Source organism: Anaeromassilibacillus senegalensis, assembly GCF_001261775.1.
Taxonomy (GTDB): Bacteria; Bacillota; Clostridia; order Oscillospirales; family Acutalibacteraceae; genus Anaeromassilibacillus; species Anaeromassilibacillus senegalensis.
The window spans coordinates 490,412-506,993 of record NZ_LN868536.1 but is presented as its reverse complement, the minus strand read 5'-3'; the positions used below and the strand labels follow the sequence as shown (position 1 = coordinate 506,993).

Genomic DNA, 16,582 nt, shown 5'->3' with positions numbered 1-16,582 from the left:
CGCAAATCCGAACAGGCCCTGTGTTATCCCTGTCGTATCAATGAGCATGCCCGCATGGTGTGAAAACCGCGATCAAACATGCCTCGAAATTTTTCTCCTCGCTACGATCGGCGTATGGTTGTTTTCACTGGTGAGCACAATATTCGTTGTCACGCCGAAAGTATTTTCCACTCGTGTCCTATTACAGCTATTGATTTTGCACGCCAGTTCCTTTAAGCCGGAGACGCTGGTGATCTGGAAAAGATCCCCTTCTGATCCATCCCCTGCAAAGGCTACCGTATCCAGCTCATAAAACAGTTTCGCATCAGGTATCGGATAACCGCCGTTTTTATTGCGGCCCGGTTCCTAAATTAATTCAGATATATAATTTATATTTCCACCTGCATTTTATTTCTACATCATTAAACAAACATTTCTTGATAAAGGAGCTCTCAATGAACGAACAAGAATGCGCTTTTCAGAAAGCCGTACAATATTACCAATCCGCGCTCACGCCCGGCGACCAGCAAACCCTGATCGCCTTCCTGCGGGAAACACAGGAAATCTATGGATATATTCCAAAGGAAAAACAGGAGGAGATCGCGGCCCTTGCCGGGACGCCGCTGTCCCTGATCGCGGCGTTGGTCAAGCGGATTCCGGGATTAAAGGAATCCGCTGCCCGGCATGAAATCGTCGTATGCACCGGTCCACGCTGTTCCGCCAAAAATGGCGCGCGTGTTTTACAGTCTTTTGAAGATGCGCTTCATATTCATCCCGGTGAGACAACTGAAGACGGAAGATTCCGTCTGCGTACGCAAAACTGCCTGAAAAAGTGTGGCACCGCACCCAACGCCACGATCGACGGTGTTTTGTATCCGAGCTTAAAACCCGTGGACATTCCGCAGATTTTAAAAAAATATTCCTGAGTCTCTCCAATCAGGTGAATTTTCTCCGCCTTTTTGCGTGATCATGCCGTGCCTGTAGTATAATCAAAACGCAAGAAATGGAGAAAGTTGGTAAGTCAAGATATGGTTTCAAAAGTATACAGCATGGGCCTGTACGGGATGGATGCCTTTGTGGTGGAGGCGGAAGCAGATCTTTCCTCCGGCCTGCCCGCGTTTGAGATTGTCGGCCTGCCGGATGCCGCCGTGCGGGAAGCCCGCGACCGGGTACGTGCCGCATTGAAAAACATGGGGTTCCGGTTTCCCGTCAGCCGCATTACCGTCAATCTGGCTCCTGCGGACAAACGGAAGGAAGGGACGCTCTACGACCTGCCGCTGATGATCGCACTGCTGCGTGCCTCCGGCCAATTGGATGCCAATGTAGAAGACAGCGCATTCATTGGCGAGCTTTCTCTCTCCGGCGAAGTACGCCCCGTAAAGGGCATCCTTCCCATGGCGATCCACGCGCGGGAAGCCGGATTCCGCCGATTCTATGTCCCGGAAAAGAACGCCGCGGAGGGTGCGGTGGTCCAGGGATTGGAGGTCTACCCTGTCCGCGATCTTTCTTCCTTACTTTCTCATTTAACCGGACAAATCCAGCTGATTCCCGCGCGCCCACAGCAGCCTTCGGCAGAAGGCACCTTTGTCCGCCCGGATTTTGCAGACGTCCGCGGACAGGAAGACGCCAAGCGCGCGCTGGAAATCGCGGCAGCCGGTATGCATAACGCGATTCTAATTGGGCCGCCCGGCTCCGGCAAAAGCATGCTTGCCAAACGCCTTCCCTCCATCCTGCCGGACATGACCTTTGACGAGTGCATTGAAACGACCAAAATCCACTCCATCGCCGGCGCTCTGCCCGGCGGCTCCTCCATGGTACAGACCCGTCCATTCCGTTCGCCACACCACACCGTCTCACCTGCCGGGCTCTCCGGCGGTGGACGCATCCCCCGCCCCGGCGAGCTTTCATTGGCACATAACGGCGTTCTGTTTTTGGACGAACTGCCGGAATTTTCCCGGAGCGCTATGGAGGTCCTGCGGCAGCCCATAGAAGACGGCCGGGTTTCCATTTCCCGCGCTACAGGCTCCGTATCCTACCCGTGCAGCGTGATGCTGGTCGCCGCAATGAACCCCTGCCCCTGCGGATATTTTGGCCACCCCTCCAAGCCGTGCATCTGCAGTTCCAGTGCCGTTTCCCGCTATCTCTCGCGGGTCAGCGGACCTCTGCTGGACCGGCTGGATTTACATATTGAGGTTCCCGCCGTGGAATTTGACGCATTAGATTCCGATGAAAGAGCAGAATCCTCTGCTGCGATTCAGGCCCGCGTCAATGCGGCGCGCCAAATTCAAAACGAGCGCTTTCAGGGAACCGGCATCCCCTGCAATGCCCGAATCACCCCGGACCTCCTGCACACTTTCTGCCCATTGAGCGACGCCGCCCGGCGGCTCCTGAAAAAGGCGTTCGATACCATGGGGCTTTCCGCCCGCGCCTACGACCGTGTGCTCAAAGTGGCACGTACCATCGCGGATCTGGACCGCAGCGAAGTAATCGACGTCATTCACGCGGCAGAAGCCGTTCAGTACCGCAGTTTAGACCGGAAGTATTGGATGCGGGAGCTGTAAAACTGGCACAACATCCCACCGCTATTTGACAAGGGAAAGGATCCACGGTAAACTGGATGCAAATCCTTTATCGTGAGCGATACAAACTTTCTACAGGAGTGTGCCATATGAAAAACGAACACAGGGAAGGCGGACCCTTTGTAAGCTTTATTCTGTTAAACAGCGTCGCTTTTGACATGGAAAAGCTGCTTTCCGACTTAAAAAACGACTGGGGAATCGATGTCGCGGACGACGACCTCACATGGGAAAACGACACGGTCGTCTGCACGATCGACGGCATGACGGCCACCGTGAGCCTCATGCCCGCGCCTGTTCCCAATGAGGAAGCTGTCGAGAATGCCAGGACCAATTTTCGCTGGCCGGAAGCGGTATCCGTGGCAGAGGCGCACAGGGCTCACCTGCTGGTGGCCGTACTGCCGCAAGGGCAATCTCTGGCCCAAGCGGGCATTGTTATGGTAAAACTGGGTTCCTCCTGTCTCAAACAAAAAAACGCCACGGCCATCAACACCCTGGGAAGCGTGTTGGCGCCTGATTTTTACATTGATTTTGCAGAAGGATACCTGAACAACAGCCTGTTCCCCATCATGAATTTGGTGTTCTTCGGTTTATACAGCCGGGACAAAGGAAAGACTGTTTGTGCATACACCTATGGAATGCATTGCTTTTGCAAGGACGAAATCGAAATTCTCGACAGCCCGCACCCCGCACAGGAAGTGATGGAACTGCTGACGGGTATCGCCAGTTATGTAATTGAGGAAGATGTGCTGTTGCAGGACGGCGAAACCATTGGGTTCTCGGAAGAGCAGAAATTGCCGATTCAAAAATCTGAAGGACAGGCCCTGGATGGCAAAACATTAAAAATCGGTTTTTGAACACAAATACTAAATGAGCTTCAGACATAGAATTCCCATCTGGTGGTAATCGAGCCGCTTCCCTTTGGCAGTGGCGCAAACAAGCTCAAAAAAAACAGGCTTATTCTCCCGTATTTATCGGAAGAATAAGCCTGAAATTTTTTTAATTAGGATTGTACATCCAGATACGCAAGCGCCGACGGATATGTATACCCATGTGAATTGACGCGGGAAGCGCTGTAATCGTTGTAGTTGTAAACGTTCGCTTCACCCAGGCGCCGATACAGCAGGCCTGCATAACTCTTGCCGCCCGCCTGGTTCCAACGCAGCATATCCGTGCCAAACGCGTAGGCGTTGGTATAGTTCAGATCGTGCACCAGGTTTGGACTGTTCAATGTCACATAGGCAGAATTGATCCAGCCGGTTGTCCCATCCGTCAGATTTACCATATACCAGCCGTCCTTTGGATTGGCAAAATTTGCGGAGAGCGCGGTCAGCACCGTACCCTTTGCGACCTCACACGTTTGGGCGGCGGAATTGTTCGGCTCGCTGCGCACTGCCGTCGCCTTGCTGACGGTCCCGGAGATGCCGGAACCAAAGTCCGGCGGTACCACCGCGTTCAAAATGATGCGGCGCAGGTCGATCTCCGAACTGCTGTTATTCCAGTAAGCAGCGCCCACATTATAACCAAAGCTGACCAGACTGTCAAATTGATTTTGATTCATCCGCAGATTGTTGTTTTTAATGAACTTGTTTACTTCCGTCGTGTAAGAGGCATTATTCACCGTATTGACCAGCAGGGACCACGCTTCCGTCTTGGTCAGGTTGTTATAGAAGGTATCCCCCTCCTTAAAGGTAAAGCCGTAACCGACGGTCGGCACACTGGTGGAACTGAGCTTGTCCGCATAAACAGTGGAGGCATAGCCCTCCCAGTTGGCAATCAAATTCAGCATCTGATCGCTGACGCGCCGCTCCTCATTTGTTGTCACCGTAAAATCCTGCGAGGAAACCACATAGGCGCTGGTGGTAAACCCGGTTGTGCTATACACGCCTCCCTGCGCGGCGTTTGCCGTGATCTTATAGGTTCCCGGATCGGAAAGGTTCATTGTCGCCTTCCATACCTTGGTGTAGGTCTGCTCCACCGACTCCGAGGCGCTGCTGCTGGCATAAACCGTCTGTGCCGCGCCGTTCGGCCCCTGTACAGTAAACCGTACGGCGTCGCGGCTGGTATCCGTGACCGCAACGAAGGTGACGGTGGAACCAACCCCCGCCAGATTGGGGGTTGTATACGCTGTTTTGACCGCTTCCGCCGCCGTCACCGTGACAGTGCAGGTCTTGGACTGGGAACCGGAAGAAGCAGTGATGACCGCCGTGCCCGGGGAAACCGCGTAAATATATCCGTTGCTGACTGTGGCAACTGCCGTATTGCTGCTGCTCCAGGTTACAGTTGCCGTGCTGGGATTCGGAGTCGCCTTGATGTAGAGTGTTTTTCCTGCGGAGACAGTCCCTGTCGTACGGGAAATCGTCAGTCCGTTGGCGGGAATGTTGGTATTGGTATTGCCGTTGCATTGGAACTGTATGTACTCCGTGCTGACATATCCACTCTGGCTGCCGGCCTGCACCTTTGTCCATTCCGCGTTGGAGGTATCCAGAACCGTCAAGGAAGTCCCCTTCATCAGCGTGGTAACAATCTCATAGGTGGTGCCGGGGCCGCTGCGCATCCGTAACGCATCCGCTGTGACCGTCGCGCCTGTAATTGTCTGCGGATCTCCGCCGCTGGGAGGCGTCTCGTTTGCACCTTCCTCCCGAATCTCCAAAAATTCCTTCATACAGCAGCCCTCTGTTCCATCGGCGGTTTTGACCTTCGCCCAGGTGGCATGCGTATTATCCGTAATGGTGAGCTGCTCTTCCGGCATTAACACGCGGATTACATCATAACTGGTGCCCGCCCCCTTGCGCAGCGCCAGGCTTTCCTTCACAATACCGATATAGGTCTTGCCGTCTCCCGGCGTACTGGCTGCCGGAGGCGTTGTCTGTGTGGGCGGCGCAGTGGGCGTCTGGATATTCAGAAATTCCTTGACGCAGCAGCCGACGGTGCCGTCCGCCAGGCGGACTTTGGCCCAGGTGGCATGCGAATTGTCTATGACCGTAAGAACCGTCCCCTTCGGCATGGTCCGCATGATGGCATAGCTTGGGCCCGCGCCTTCACGCAGATTCAGGTTATCCGTTACGGTTGCCGTGATTTCAGAGCCGGTTCCAGCTGGCGGAGCTGTGGTTCCGGAAGAGGTTCCTCCCGAAGATGCTCCGCCGGACGACGCACCGGCAGAAATCTCCAGGTACTCCCGGCTGCAATAGCCCTCTACGCCGGAGCTGGTGCGGATTTTCACCCACTCCGCATTGGAATGATCCGTTATGGTCACGGTCACACCGGCCGCCAGCGTCATCAGGCGGTCGTAAGTGGTACCCGGCCCCTTGCGCACATTCAGGTAATCTTTGGTTACCGCCGTATTCCCCGTCTGCGCCGTGCCGGAATTTGCCGTGCCGCCGTCACTGAATTGTAAATACTCTTTTAAACAATAGCCCTCCTGCCCGGAGGCGGTGCGGACCTTCGCCCAAGTGGCATGGGAGTTGTCCAGAATGGTCACAGTCGCGCCCTGTGCTAAGGTGGTTACAATTCCGTAGCTGGTGCCGATGCCTGTACGCACATTCAGATTCCCGGTGGTAACCGCTGTATTGCCGGCAGCCGCATGGGTATTGGTGGTAAGGCCGCGATCCGCCAGATACGTTTTGCTGCAGTAGCCCACCTGTCCGGAAGCGGTTTTCACCTGCGCCCACTCCTCCTGGGAATCATCCAGGATGGTGAGTTCCGTCCCCGTCGGCATTGTCAAAATCACCGGATATGTCGCGCCCGCGCCGGTGCGCAGATTCAGATAGTCCGTGGTTTTCGCCGTACGCACTGCGTACGCCGTCCCCGGCAGCATCGTCACCGCCAGAGAGGCAGAGCAAAGCAGGGCAACCGCCGCGGACCAGATTCGCCGATGCTGATCTTTCAAAATGATTCACTCCAATTTCAATCTCCGGCCAACCCGCCGGATGTTAAAAAGCGCCCCAAAAGCAGCCAAATTTTTTAAAATATGGTTCGATTATACCCTAAAAGCAGAGATTCTGCAAGGTAATGCGGTAATTATGTTGACATAATCTTTGCATTTTATTTCTGCTTCTTCAAATTGAAAAATGGCATAAAAAAAGCCCATGCATTGCATGAGTCCATTTGGTCTGTCCCGTCTATCGAGCTGGTATTCCATCCACTCGATAGACTTCAACAGCAGTAAATATTTAAAACTTTATTATTCTTGGTGATATTCTCACGTTTTCTACGATCATCTCCTTTGTTTTCGATGGTCTTAGTATACCGGCGGAATGTGACGGTTTGCTGACGCAGCTTTGAAAGGTTTGGAAACATTTTTTGAAAAAGCCGCAAAAGTTCCGCCATTCAATCCCTTCATTTTTATGCAAAAAAGCGCCACGCATGCCAGTCCCGGCAAAATATTGCCACGCTGCGCACGGGACGTCTTGTCTTTCACACGATAACGGGATAAAATAAAAAGAAAAAGGAGCTGAGCTTTATGGATAAAAAAATTGGGTTTATCGGCTGCGGCAATATGGGACAGGCCATGATCGGCGGGATCATCCGGTCCGGACTGGTTCGTCCGGAACAGGTTTATGTTTCCGACCCTTCCGCAAAGAATCTTGAAATCGTACACAATACATACGGGATCCACATCACACAGGACAACTGCATCCCCGCCAAAATGAGCGACATTCTCGTACTTTCTGTCAAACCGTACCTGTACGCCGACGTGATCGAAGAGATAAAAGATACGGTAAAGCCGGGCGTCGTCATTGTAATGATCGCCGCGGGCCAGACCATTACCGCAAACGAAGCACGGTTCGGCCGCGAAATCAAACTCGTCCGGGCGATGCCGAACACCCCCGCGCTCGTCGGGGAGGGCATGGCGGCGCTGTGCTGTAATAGTCTGGTCGGAGAAGAGGAAAAGGAAGAAATCCGCGAAATCTTTGAGAGCTTCGGCAAAGCGGAATTTGTCAGCGAAGCGATGATGGACGTGGTTGCGGGCGTAAGCGGTTCTTCCCCCGCCTATGTCTATATGTTCATTGAAGCGCTGGCCGACGGCGCCGTATTACACGGGATGCCGCGCCAGCAGGCATATACGTTTGCGGCGCAGGCGGTGCTCGGTTCCGCCCGTATGGTACTGGAAACCGGCAAGCACCCCGGTGAATTAAAAGATATGGTCTGCTCCCCCGGCGGAACCACCATCGAGTCGGTCGCCAGCCTGGAGCGGGACGGCATGCGCGCGGCGGTTATCCGGGCCGTCGACGTATGTACCAAAAAATCCAACGCGATGAGTAAATGACAAAACCAGGGCCGTCTCACCGTTGACTGAAGATACAAAACAGCGCTTCCCCCTCTGCCGAAAGCAGAGGGGGAAGCGCTGTTTTTTGCCAATATCTTTGTAAAACCTGCTTTGCAATACAGGCACGCTTCTTCAGCGAACCATACAGAACTGTTTTAAGGTAAAATGCTTTTGCATGGTGCTGAACAGACGGAAGCCGTAGTGTTCATACATGCGCACGTTTTTCACATTGTGCGTTTCCAGCGAGGCCATCAGGTCGTGGTCGTCGGCGTAATGCAATACCGCTTTCATCAGCTTGCTTGCAACGCCTCTGCCCCGCATCGACGGGCGCACGGCAAAATAGACGATGTGGATCCGTTTTTCCTGGTGGAGATCCTCCACCCATTCTTCATTCAGGTATTCCCTGCCTTTGATGAAATTGCTCAGGGTCTGCAGGGACCAGTCTTCCTTAACAAGGTACAGCAGCGTTTTTAACGTGTAAAAGCACTGGGAAACCGCATAGCGCAGCGGATTGTAGGGCTCCGTTTCATCTGAAACCACGATAATGCCGTTGACCGCTTCGCTGTCCGCGTATACCTCGCAATTTTCAAACATTTCATCCAAGTCACAGCTGAAAATTTCCGGCAATAATTTGTTTCGTTTGTCTTTCTGCGGAATCAGTTCACAGTACAGCGGGTCCTGTTGAAAGCATTCCGTCAGCAGAAGAGAAAGTTTTTCCGAGTCATTTTTATCAAGCCTGTACAGGCTTCTGGTATTCACGATTTCACTCACCTTTTATCAGTTTTCAAAAAGAATGTAAGACAGTTGATTCAGGCAAGTATTGTTATGGCATAATCCCACCCCTATTGTGTCCGGCCGGGATCTGCTGTGTTTTGGATGCTTCTATTATACGCGGGACAGCGTATTTCAGGCAAACCGCAGCTTCTCACATAAAGCGCCGCAAAAGAATCCATTTTTGTTTTCCCTCGGGCAGGCGCGATATAATCTTTTATTATCTCCTGTTTTCTCCGTTTATCTCTTGCAATCACAAATATGATAAAAACGGTATAATCGTTTTTCCCATGTAAACACTAAACACATCTGCGGAACGCACGCAATTCATTTTGCGTTCCAATGGAATTTCAAACAGCGTAAAAGGATGTGTTACCATGGCAAAGGATATGAAAAAGCAGATTATCGCAGAGCTGGATCGCCGCATGGATTTGCTGCGCGAACATCAGAACGACCAGATCGTCATTACCGGCAACCAGTATTCGGAGCTGAACCAGGCGCTCTCCAAGGTGATCGGTGCGCCGCTGCTGGAAGAATTGGGAGACGTTAAGGACTTTGTACAAAGTCTGTAAAGGTCCCATATAAAAACAGCAAAGGAGCCTTCCACCCGCATGGGTGGAAGGCTCCTTTTTACAATCTGATCAGCCGATCGAAACCGTACAATGCTTAACAGCTTTCTTGCCGTTCAGAGAGGTATACACGCCCGCGCTTGTGCCCGGCGCGCCAATCGCCCACACTCTGAAGTAGTAATCGTTGCCGATCTGCGCCACAAACTGCGTCTTCAGCACGCTGCCGTCGCCAACCGTGAAGTTCGGCGCCAGGCCATTGCCGTTGAACACCGTCATCTTGAAGCAGTACGCCTGCCCTCTCTTCAGCGCAAAGTTCATTGTTGTATCCGAGCGTACATAGGCCGCCGTGTTCTGCGCGCCGGCAACCGCCGTACCCGCGGAACCGTAGCTGTTGTCCGCAACTCTGGTGCTGCTGCCGGAGCTCGTCTTGCCATTTTCCTGTCTCTTCGTCAGCTTCTCCTGTGCGTCCACCAGCTCGTCAAACGCTTTTGTGATCTCTTCCTGCGTCTCCGCATTTTCGTACGCATCCTTCGCCGCGGCAATCTTCTCGTCCAGAATCATCAGGCTGGAATCTGTGTACAGGCTGCGGTCGATGCTCTCTGCCGCGTCGATCTGTTCTTTCAGCGCTTCTCTGGTCGGGATCAGGCGCAGGCCCGACATGGCTTCTACTAGCCGCAGCGCCGCAGCGTTGACCGCCGCCTGGTCTGCATCCGCCGGCAGCTCTCTCGCCGCTTTCAATGCCGCCTTGAACGCTTCCTGTCCAACCGGCAGGTAATCGGTATCCAGAATGCCTTCGATCCTCGTGCCTTCCGCAATGAACGCATCCAGCTCTGTGCGGTCTACTTTGTCCACCAGGGCCATAATCGCGTCATACAGGGTATCCCGCGCCTTTGTAATATCGCCCTGCAGCGCATTTTCGTCCGCCATCACGCCCTTGGCTTCTGCCAATGCGTTTGCGACGACTGCCCAGCTCGCCTCTGTGAACAGGTCCGCGTTCATGCTCTCTGCCACGGTAATCCAATGGTCGAGATCCTTCTTGTCGCCCGGTTTGAACTCCAGATAGTGGAGCATATTCATCAGGTCTTTCCACGCGGTGTTGATCTCGCCCTGTGTCGCCGCCGCATCCTTCTGCACCGCGACCGCCGCGTCGTACGCCGCCATGAACTTCTCCTGCACCACCGGGATCAAACCTTTTATTTCACCCGCATCGATGCGCGCTTTTGCATAGGCGACCACCTGGTCCAGCGTGGTCTTGTTGACCGTCTCAAAGACAAATTGCAGGTTTGCCGCATCCATACCCATTGTGAAATCATACCGGTATTCTCTGCCGCTGATGATCGTCGGTTCCACGCCGTTCACGGAGACGGAGCGGAACAGCTCGTTCTCAAGCCGCGGCGCGAACGCCAGCTGCAGCTTCGTGCCGCTGTCCACATCCTTCTGGGTATACCTGCCGATCAGGTCCGCCAGTTTCTGCTCTTCGCCGTTTACCTTCAGCGTTACATTCTTGCCGTAGTTGACAGTCAAATCCTTGGGGACAGCATCCTTTGCCGCGTAAACATTGATCTCAGAAGCGGAAGCAAACTGGTTGTTGTCGCTTTCTCTGTTTCCAACGGAACTGAGCGCCACCAGCTTGAGATAACGGGCGGAAACGGGCCTGAAGGGCGCGCGCTTTTCGTCCTTGGTGCTCTCCCACTGTGCGGAAAGGAGTTTGGTGAAATCGGCGTCTGTCAGCTCATTGATCGCTTTATCAGACGCACTCGCATACAGCTCAAAGCCGAGGATGGTACCGTTCCAATCCTTGTCCTGCCGCGGCAGATAGCGCAGCTCGCAAAGGTTATTCTGTACAGAACCGAGGTCCAGGATAATTCCCTGCGGCAGGGGCTGCCAGCCGGTCCCCCAGCGGGTATGCCAGTGGGTATTTGTATCGCCGTCAATCGCCTTGGAAGCCTCGTTTCCGGACTGCGCGCTGCCTGCGGCCGCCTGCACAATTGTGACCTTTTCTGTCTCTGCCGCCTCCACAGGAACCAGTTTTGCAATCGCGTCGCGAATCGCCGCCTCTACCGCATCGATGGTTTCCTTGGCTGCGTCATCCGGCAGCGCGTCCGCCTGTGCGAGCGCCGCCGCCAAAGCAGACCAGCTTTCCGGGGTGTACTCCGCCTCGAACAGCTTTGCTGCCTCAGAGAGCGCCGCGTTCAGGCTGCCCCGCAGCCGCAGGCGGTCAATGACCTTTTGAAGCGGTTCCGCAATCGCCGCAACTTCTTCTGCCGATGCGCTGTACGGGAGCACATACGCCCGCTGGAGCAGGCTCTGCATGGTTTCCCACGCGTCCTTGTCCGCGCCGTATTCCGCCTGCGTCATGTCCGCCGCCTGCTTGACCGCCCGGTTGAACGCGTCGCGGCTGCCCGCTTCGAGTTGATCCCAATCGTCCAGCGTCCACTCATCCGTCCATGCAATGGTCAGTTCGTTCGCCTCGTCGTCGATTTGGACGGGCAGCCACAGATAGCGGGAGTCACGCAGGTCGTTCGCGTTCCACTTGTCCGCCATAAAGATGAACATGCCATCCTTGCCCTGCACAGGGAACACGCAGGTGCTCTGTCCCTGGAAGGTCTGCGCCGCGCCGCTGCCGGTACACGGATTTTTCAGGTCGTCGTTGGTAAACGGCCCGGCAAGAGCGTTTGCGTCATACGGGTCGGCCATGGTTGTCATCAGATCCAGCTCCGTGGAGGAATACCCCGCCACATTGGCGCGCCAACCGGTGCAGCCGGAAGAGACGATATAATATCGCCCGTCGTGCTTGAACATGGCGGGCGCCTCACGGCCGTCCACCTCTACATTGGTATGCTTGGTGTAATTGCGGGTGTATTCGCCGGTGACTTTCGTATACGTTTCATCCAGCTTCTGGATATACAGGGTCCAGTTGCTCTCGGAGGAGTGGACCAGGTACGCCGTGCCATCGTCATCCTTAAAGAGAGTCATGTCGCGGCTCATCGCGCCGTTCGGACGGCTGCTGCCCAGGAATTTGAAGGGGCCGGTCGGTGAATCGCTGACCGCTACGCCCGCCTGTGCATCGCTGTAGGCGTTGTCCGTCGCGTTCGGACCGTCGCGGTGGAACCACATCACATATTTTCCGGTCTTTTCGTTGTAGATTACCTTCGGCCGCTCCAGAACTTTGTTCCAGTTCAGCATGTTGTAAAGCGCTTTTTTCTCCGCTGCCGTCTCATCCTCATAGAGTGCGTTCAGCTTTTCAATATAGGTTGCCTTGTTGTATTTCTCCAGCGTCCGGTGTGGGGAAGCCGTGCCGCCCGCCGCGACCGCATCCTGATAGGATTGCGAGGACTCCGCCAGATAAAGCGGCGTGTCGCCGGTAATCTGCGCGTCCGCGTCTGTAAACGCCGGGTTGTTGAAGACTGGAAGGGCCACGCCCTCGTTCTTCCAGTTGTAGAGGTCCGTAGAGGAATAAACCGATACGCCGATTGCGGAAACACGTCCACTCGCAATATTCTGCTCGCCTTTGTGCTCGCCGTACCAGTAATACTTCTGGGTATTCTCATCCCAGATCACGCCGCCGCCGTGTGCCTGAATCGGCACGCCGTCGGTGTCATTCCACACCTGTCCCGGCGTGAAACTGGTAAAATCCCCCTCCGGCTCCTGGCCTTCCAGGCGGTCCAGTTCTTTTTCAATCGCCGCCCGCGCGGCATTCACGTCCTCCTGCGTCACCAAAGGCGCATCCAGGAGCGCAGCGCTGTCCGCAATCAGTTTTTTCAGCGTGTCAAGGTCCTCCGCATTCGGATGCTTTTCGATATACGACTGTGCATCGGCAATTGCCGCGGCAAGATAAGCCGTATTCACACGGAACGCCGCGTTGCGCACCACGTTGATCTCCGCCGCGGAGGCAAACTGCTTGCTCTCGCTGCCGGTATTGCTCTTGGAGGTGAGCGCGGTTAAGCGGACATATCTCGCCTGGGCCGGTGTAAAGGAAACGGATTTTTCATCCTTGGTGGCCGCCCAAACGCCCTTCGCGATATCGGTAAAGTGCTCGCCGTCCACACTGACCGAGATTTCATAGGACAGGATTGTGCCGTTCCAGTCCGGTTCGCCGTTGACTTTATTGTCCTGGCGGGGCAGATAGCGCAGACGGTACACGTCGTCGTAGGTCTCGCCAAGGTCGATCGTGATGGACTGCGGGAGCGGCTTGTATGTGCCGTCCCACGCGGTGTGCCATTTGGTCGCCGGATTGCCGTCTATGGCGTTGGAGGCCGGGTCGCTGCCGCTCTGGCTGGTGGACGCGGCGGACATCTGCGCCTGCGGAATCACGATATCCTTTACCGCACCGCCCTGGATGTTCTCCAGCACATCGCGCAAAGCGATTGCCGCGTCGTAAACCTTTGTATACGTCAGTTCTTCCTGCGGCAGGTTCTTCACGGCGTTTGCCGCGTCGATTGCCTGCTGCAGCTCCGCTTTTTGGGCCTCGTCGGTCAGAGTGGCAAGGCAGGTTTCCGCCTTCTCAACCATGTGCGTGATCGGTGTGGTAAAGATTTCACCAATGATGAATTTCGCCTCGCACCAGTTGACGTGGTCGTTGGAGATGCCGTCGCCGCCGTCGTTGGCCACCAGCTTGACCGTTTTGGCCCCGCTGACATCAATGTCAATGCTCTGATAGGGCGTTTTCTGCATGATGACGCCGGAATCAAAGGCAAGGGTATTGTCCACATAGACCTGGCATTTGACTTTATTGTTATCCTTGCCGTTGTCCGCGCTCACGCCGCAGAACGCCTGGAAGCGCGTGATGCCCATGCCCTCGATGGAATAGGTAATGTTCGTATTGGCGTGGGTGCCAATGCCCTTTGGGAACGTTTTCTTTTGCCCGCCGCCATCGTACAGGGTGAGGGCTCCGCCGCCGCGGTTGGTATTGATCTTATATTCTTTTCTTCCATCCAGCGCCGGTGTGGGCATGTCGCCTGCGTAAACGGAAAGTTCCTCATCCGGGATGGCAAAATTTACGGTATACGTTTTTTCCGCAAAGCGGTTGGCCGCCGTAATCGTTGCGGAACCAGGCAGGGTTTTCACCTGGGAAACCGCCGTGACCTCGCTGCCATCCTCCGCGACGCCGCCGATTTCCGGGACGTCCGCGCCGCCCTGCAGCACCACGTTGTAGCTGAATGTATCCGGGTCAAAATCCGCAAACGACTCGCCGTTGACGGTAAGAGCGCGCAGCGGATGGTTGTACAGGGTATCCAGATAGGATTCCTTTTCCACAAACGACTGGTAATTTGTCACATACAGTTTCTGCGCGGTATTGAGCGCATCGTATGCGACGCGGATCTCCTGAAGCAGCGGCTGTTTTTCCTCTGCATTCTCCACCGTAACGTCTCCGACACCGGCAATTTTTTCAATCACAGCCTCTGCATCGTCAAAAGAGGCAGAATAGACCGGCAGGGTCTCCTCTTCCTCCGCAGTGGCCGGGGTCATCATCACCGAATAGCCGGCGTTGTAGGGCGTGCGGTTTTTCAGGAAGGTATCCGCGTCCACCAGATAGGTGAACAGCGCCACATTGCGGTCGTTTTGGGGATCATTCGTAAAGAACTCCGCCTTGTACGTCGTATCCGGGTCGAGAAAATCCAGCGGAAGCTCCAGTGTTTTCCCATCATCCGCGGAAAGGCTGGCAAGGAACCACTGCTCTCCGGAACGCCGGGCGATGGTCGCATACTTTTCAATGGACGCTTCCAAAACCTTTGTATCATCCCATACGGTGGGCAGGTTGTCCCACAGGCCGAGCGGCTTGGTGTCAATGCGGTCAATCGCGCCGTCATCGTACCAGTACGGGAAAACCAGCGGTGAGAAGAATGCGATGGAGCCCGCAAATTTGAACGCCTTGGTGGTGTTCTTGGTCTGGTTGTAGCACCAGGTATGGTCTGCCTGACCCGCGATGGAGCGGGTAAACAGATAGCCGAGATCCTCCTCCGCATACGGGTTTTCCTCGTCGCCGTGGATGGCCTCCATGCTCAAAAGGTTCGGATAGGTACGCTCGTAGCCGGTGGGCAGCATCTCGTCGTGGATGTCCACGATCAGGTGGTTTTCCGCCGCGATTTTGACCCACTCATAAACCATTTTGGTGGAAGCCTGCGAGCCAACCGGCACAAAGCCGAACTTGATGCCCGAAATGCCGAAATCGTCCACATAATGCTGGAACAGCGCATCCAGTTGGCCCCGATTGTACTGATCTTCCAAATGGCGGTAATTGACATACACCATCAATTTGACGCCGTGCTCCTCCGCGTAGTCGCGGACGGTGGAAAAGTCAAATTTGATGCATTCCCACGGGTCGCTGTTCATATTGCCTTCCGGGCCGTACCAGCCTGCGTCAAAATGTACATACGGGACGTTGTGACCGGCGGCAAAGTCAATTGCCGCCTTTGCCCGCTCCTCGGACAGGCCGGAGCGCAGCACCGTTCCCGGCTCAATCCAGCTGGTATCGTCCAGCGCGCATTCTGGATTGAGATTTTTTACCAGATAGCTGTGTTCCAGCAGCTGGCCCTCGTGGTCGCCTAAAACGAAGGTGCGCCAAGAGGTCGCAAACTTATCTGTCGACACATCCACTGTCACAGGGTCCACCTTATGTTCCGGCACCAGGTCGGAGTTATCCGACGTGCCATTGAACATTGTGCGCAGCGTGCCGTCCTCGCCGTCCTGCGTAAAGTGTACCCGGGTGTAGTCCACCTGGTTTGCCTCGGTGACGGTCATGGCATAGCCGCTGCCAATCACAGTCAGCGGGCGGAAATACCCGTTTTTCACCGCTGCCAGCTCATCGACGGGGATTTTCTGTACCTCGGTCTGATTGCGGTTGACATGTACATACGCGGTCGCGCTGTTGTCCAGATTGAAATAGGTCCGCTCCTGATCAATCTGGAATTCCGGCGCCGCATCGCTCTGCGGGAACTCATAGCGAAACGCCGCGCCCTCGTCGGATACACGGCACACGACGTCAATCTCTACCCCGTTTTCCGCCTCGTATTGCAGCGTCAGTTCATCGTAAACGTTGGGGACTTCCTTTCGATCTCCAAAATGGTTGATCCAGGATTCGTCCACATCCTCGCGCAGTTCGGTTCCCAACAGGGTAAAACCGGTATCGTACGTACCGGAAAGCGACGCATCCAGGAAGGTCAGCTCCATTCCCATGGCGGACGGCTCCACCACCAGCTTATCCTTGTACTGGACGGCATACATGGGTTTCCCGTTCTCATCCAGCCAGAATCCGGCCTCAACGGAACCGTCCTGCGACTGCACCCTCTCGGCATCCTCCGGGATGGACGGCGCCGCCTTTTGCCGCGCAGCAAATGCGCCCGGACCGGGGAAAACCGCCGTCAACAGCATCGCGGCACTCAGCGCCAGCGACAGAACTCTTTTTCTTTTCTCCACTA

At 55.0% G+C, this 16,582-nt stretch carries 8 protein-coding genes; 5 read left to right on the top strand and 3 right to left on the bottom strand.

Annotated elements, in window-relative coordinates; genetic code table 11:
• Positions 1 to 434 precede the first annotated feature (434 nt).
• From BN2106_RS04495 to BN2106_RS04485, 3 genes are all read left to right on the top strand, one after another.
• Positions 435 to 905, top strand: a complete 471-nt coding sequence (locus BN2106_RS04495; RefSeq protein WP_050697367.1) for an NADH-quinone oxidoreductase subunit NuoE family protein — start codon at positions 435 to 437, stop codon at positions 903 to 905.
• Between the two features lie 102 nt (positions 906 to 1,007).
• Entirely contained in the window at positions 1,008 to 2,540 is a 1,533-nt protein-coding gene (locus tag BN2106_RS04490) for a YifB family Mg chelatase-like AAA ATPase (RefSeq protein ID WP_050697366.1), read from the top strand.
• A gap of 107 nt (positions 2,541 to 2,647) precedes the next feature.
• Complete coding sequence (locus BN2106_RS04485; RefSeq protein ID WP_050697365.1) at positions 2,648 to 3,412, top strand: DUF4261 domain-containing protein; 765 nt, start codon at positions 2,648 to 2,650, stop codon at positions 3,410 to 3,412.
• A 146-nt stretch (positions 3,413 to 3,558) separates the two neighbouring features.
• Here BN2106_RS04485 and BN2106_RS04480 read toward each other — a convergent pair whose 3' ends face one another.
• Entirely contained in the window at positions 3,559 to 6,444 is a 2,886-nt protein-coding gene (locus BN2106_RS04480) for an SH3 domain-containing protein (RefSeq protein WP_050697364.1), read from the bottom strand.
• A 573-nt stretch (positions 6,445 to 7,017) separates the two neighbouring features.
• Here BN2106_RS04480 and proC point away from each other — a divergent pair.
• Positions 7,018 to 7,824 carry a pyrroline-5-carboxylate reductase gene (gene proC, locus BN2106_RS04475; protein WP_050697363.1) on the top strand — a complete coding sequence of 269 codons (807 nt, stop codon included), beginning with the start codon at positions 7,018 to 7,020 and terminating at the stop codon, positions 7,822 to 7,824.
• A 132-nt stretch (positions 7,825 to 7,956) separates the two neighbouring features.
• Here proC and BN2106_RS04470 read toward each other — a convergent pair whose 3' ends face one another.
• Complete coding sequence (locus BN2106_RS04470; RefSeq protein WP_050697362.1) at positions 7,957 to 8,583, bottom strand: GNAT family N-acetyltransferase; 627 nt, start codon at positions 8,581 to 8,583, stop codon at positions 7,957 to 7,959.
• A 389-nt stretch (positions 8,584 to 8,972) separates the two neighbouring features.
• On the opposite strand from BN2106_RS04470, the gene BN2106_RS04465 reads away from it, so the two are divergent.
• Positions 8,973 to 9,167, top strand: a complete 195-nt coding sequence (locus BN2106_RS04465; RefSeq protein WP_050697361.1) for a hypothetical protein — start codon at positions 8,973 to 8,975, stop codon at positions 9,165 to 9,167.
• Between the two features lie 69 nt (positions 9,168 to 9,236).
• Here the strand turns inward: BN2106_RS04465 and BN2106_RS04460 are convergent, their stop codons facing one another.
• A complete protein-coding gene (locus BN2106_RS04460) occupies positions 9,237 to 16,580 on the bottom strand; it encodes a glycoside hydrolase family 97 N-terminal domain-containing protein (protein WP_050697360.1) in 7,344 nt (2,447 codons plus the stop codon).
• Between the last annotated feature and the right edge of the window lie 2 nt (positions 16,581 to 16,582).

What these genes read in the sequence shown, in the direction of transcription:
- BN2106_RS04485 (WP_050697365.1), top strand. Translation starts at nt 2,648, where the DNA reads ATGAAAAACGAACACAGGGAAGGCGGACCCTTTGTAAGCTTTATTCTG.
- BN2106_RS04465 (WP_050697361.1), top strand. Translation starts at nt 8,973, where the DNA reads ATGGCAAAGGATATGAAAAAGCAGATTATCGCAGAGCTGGATCGCCGC.
- BN2106_RS04490 (WP_050697366.1), top strand. Translation starts at nt 1,008, where the DNA reads ATGGTTTCAAAAGTATACAGCATGGGCCTGTACGGGATGGATGCCTTT.
- proC (WP_050697363.1), top strand. Translation starts at nt 7,018, where the DNA reads ATGGATAAAAAAATTGGGTTTATCGGCTGCGGCAATATGGGACAGGCC.
- BN2106_RS04495 (WP_050697367.1), top strand. Translation starts at nt 435, where the DNA reads ATGAACGAACAAGAATGCGCTTTTCAGAAAGCCGTACAATATTACCAA.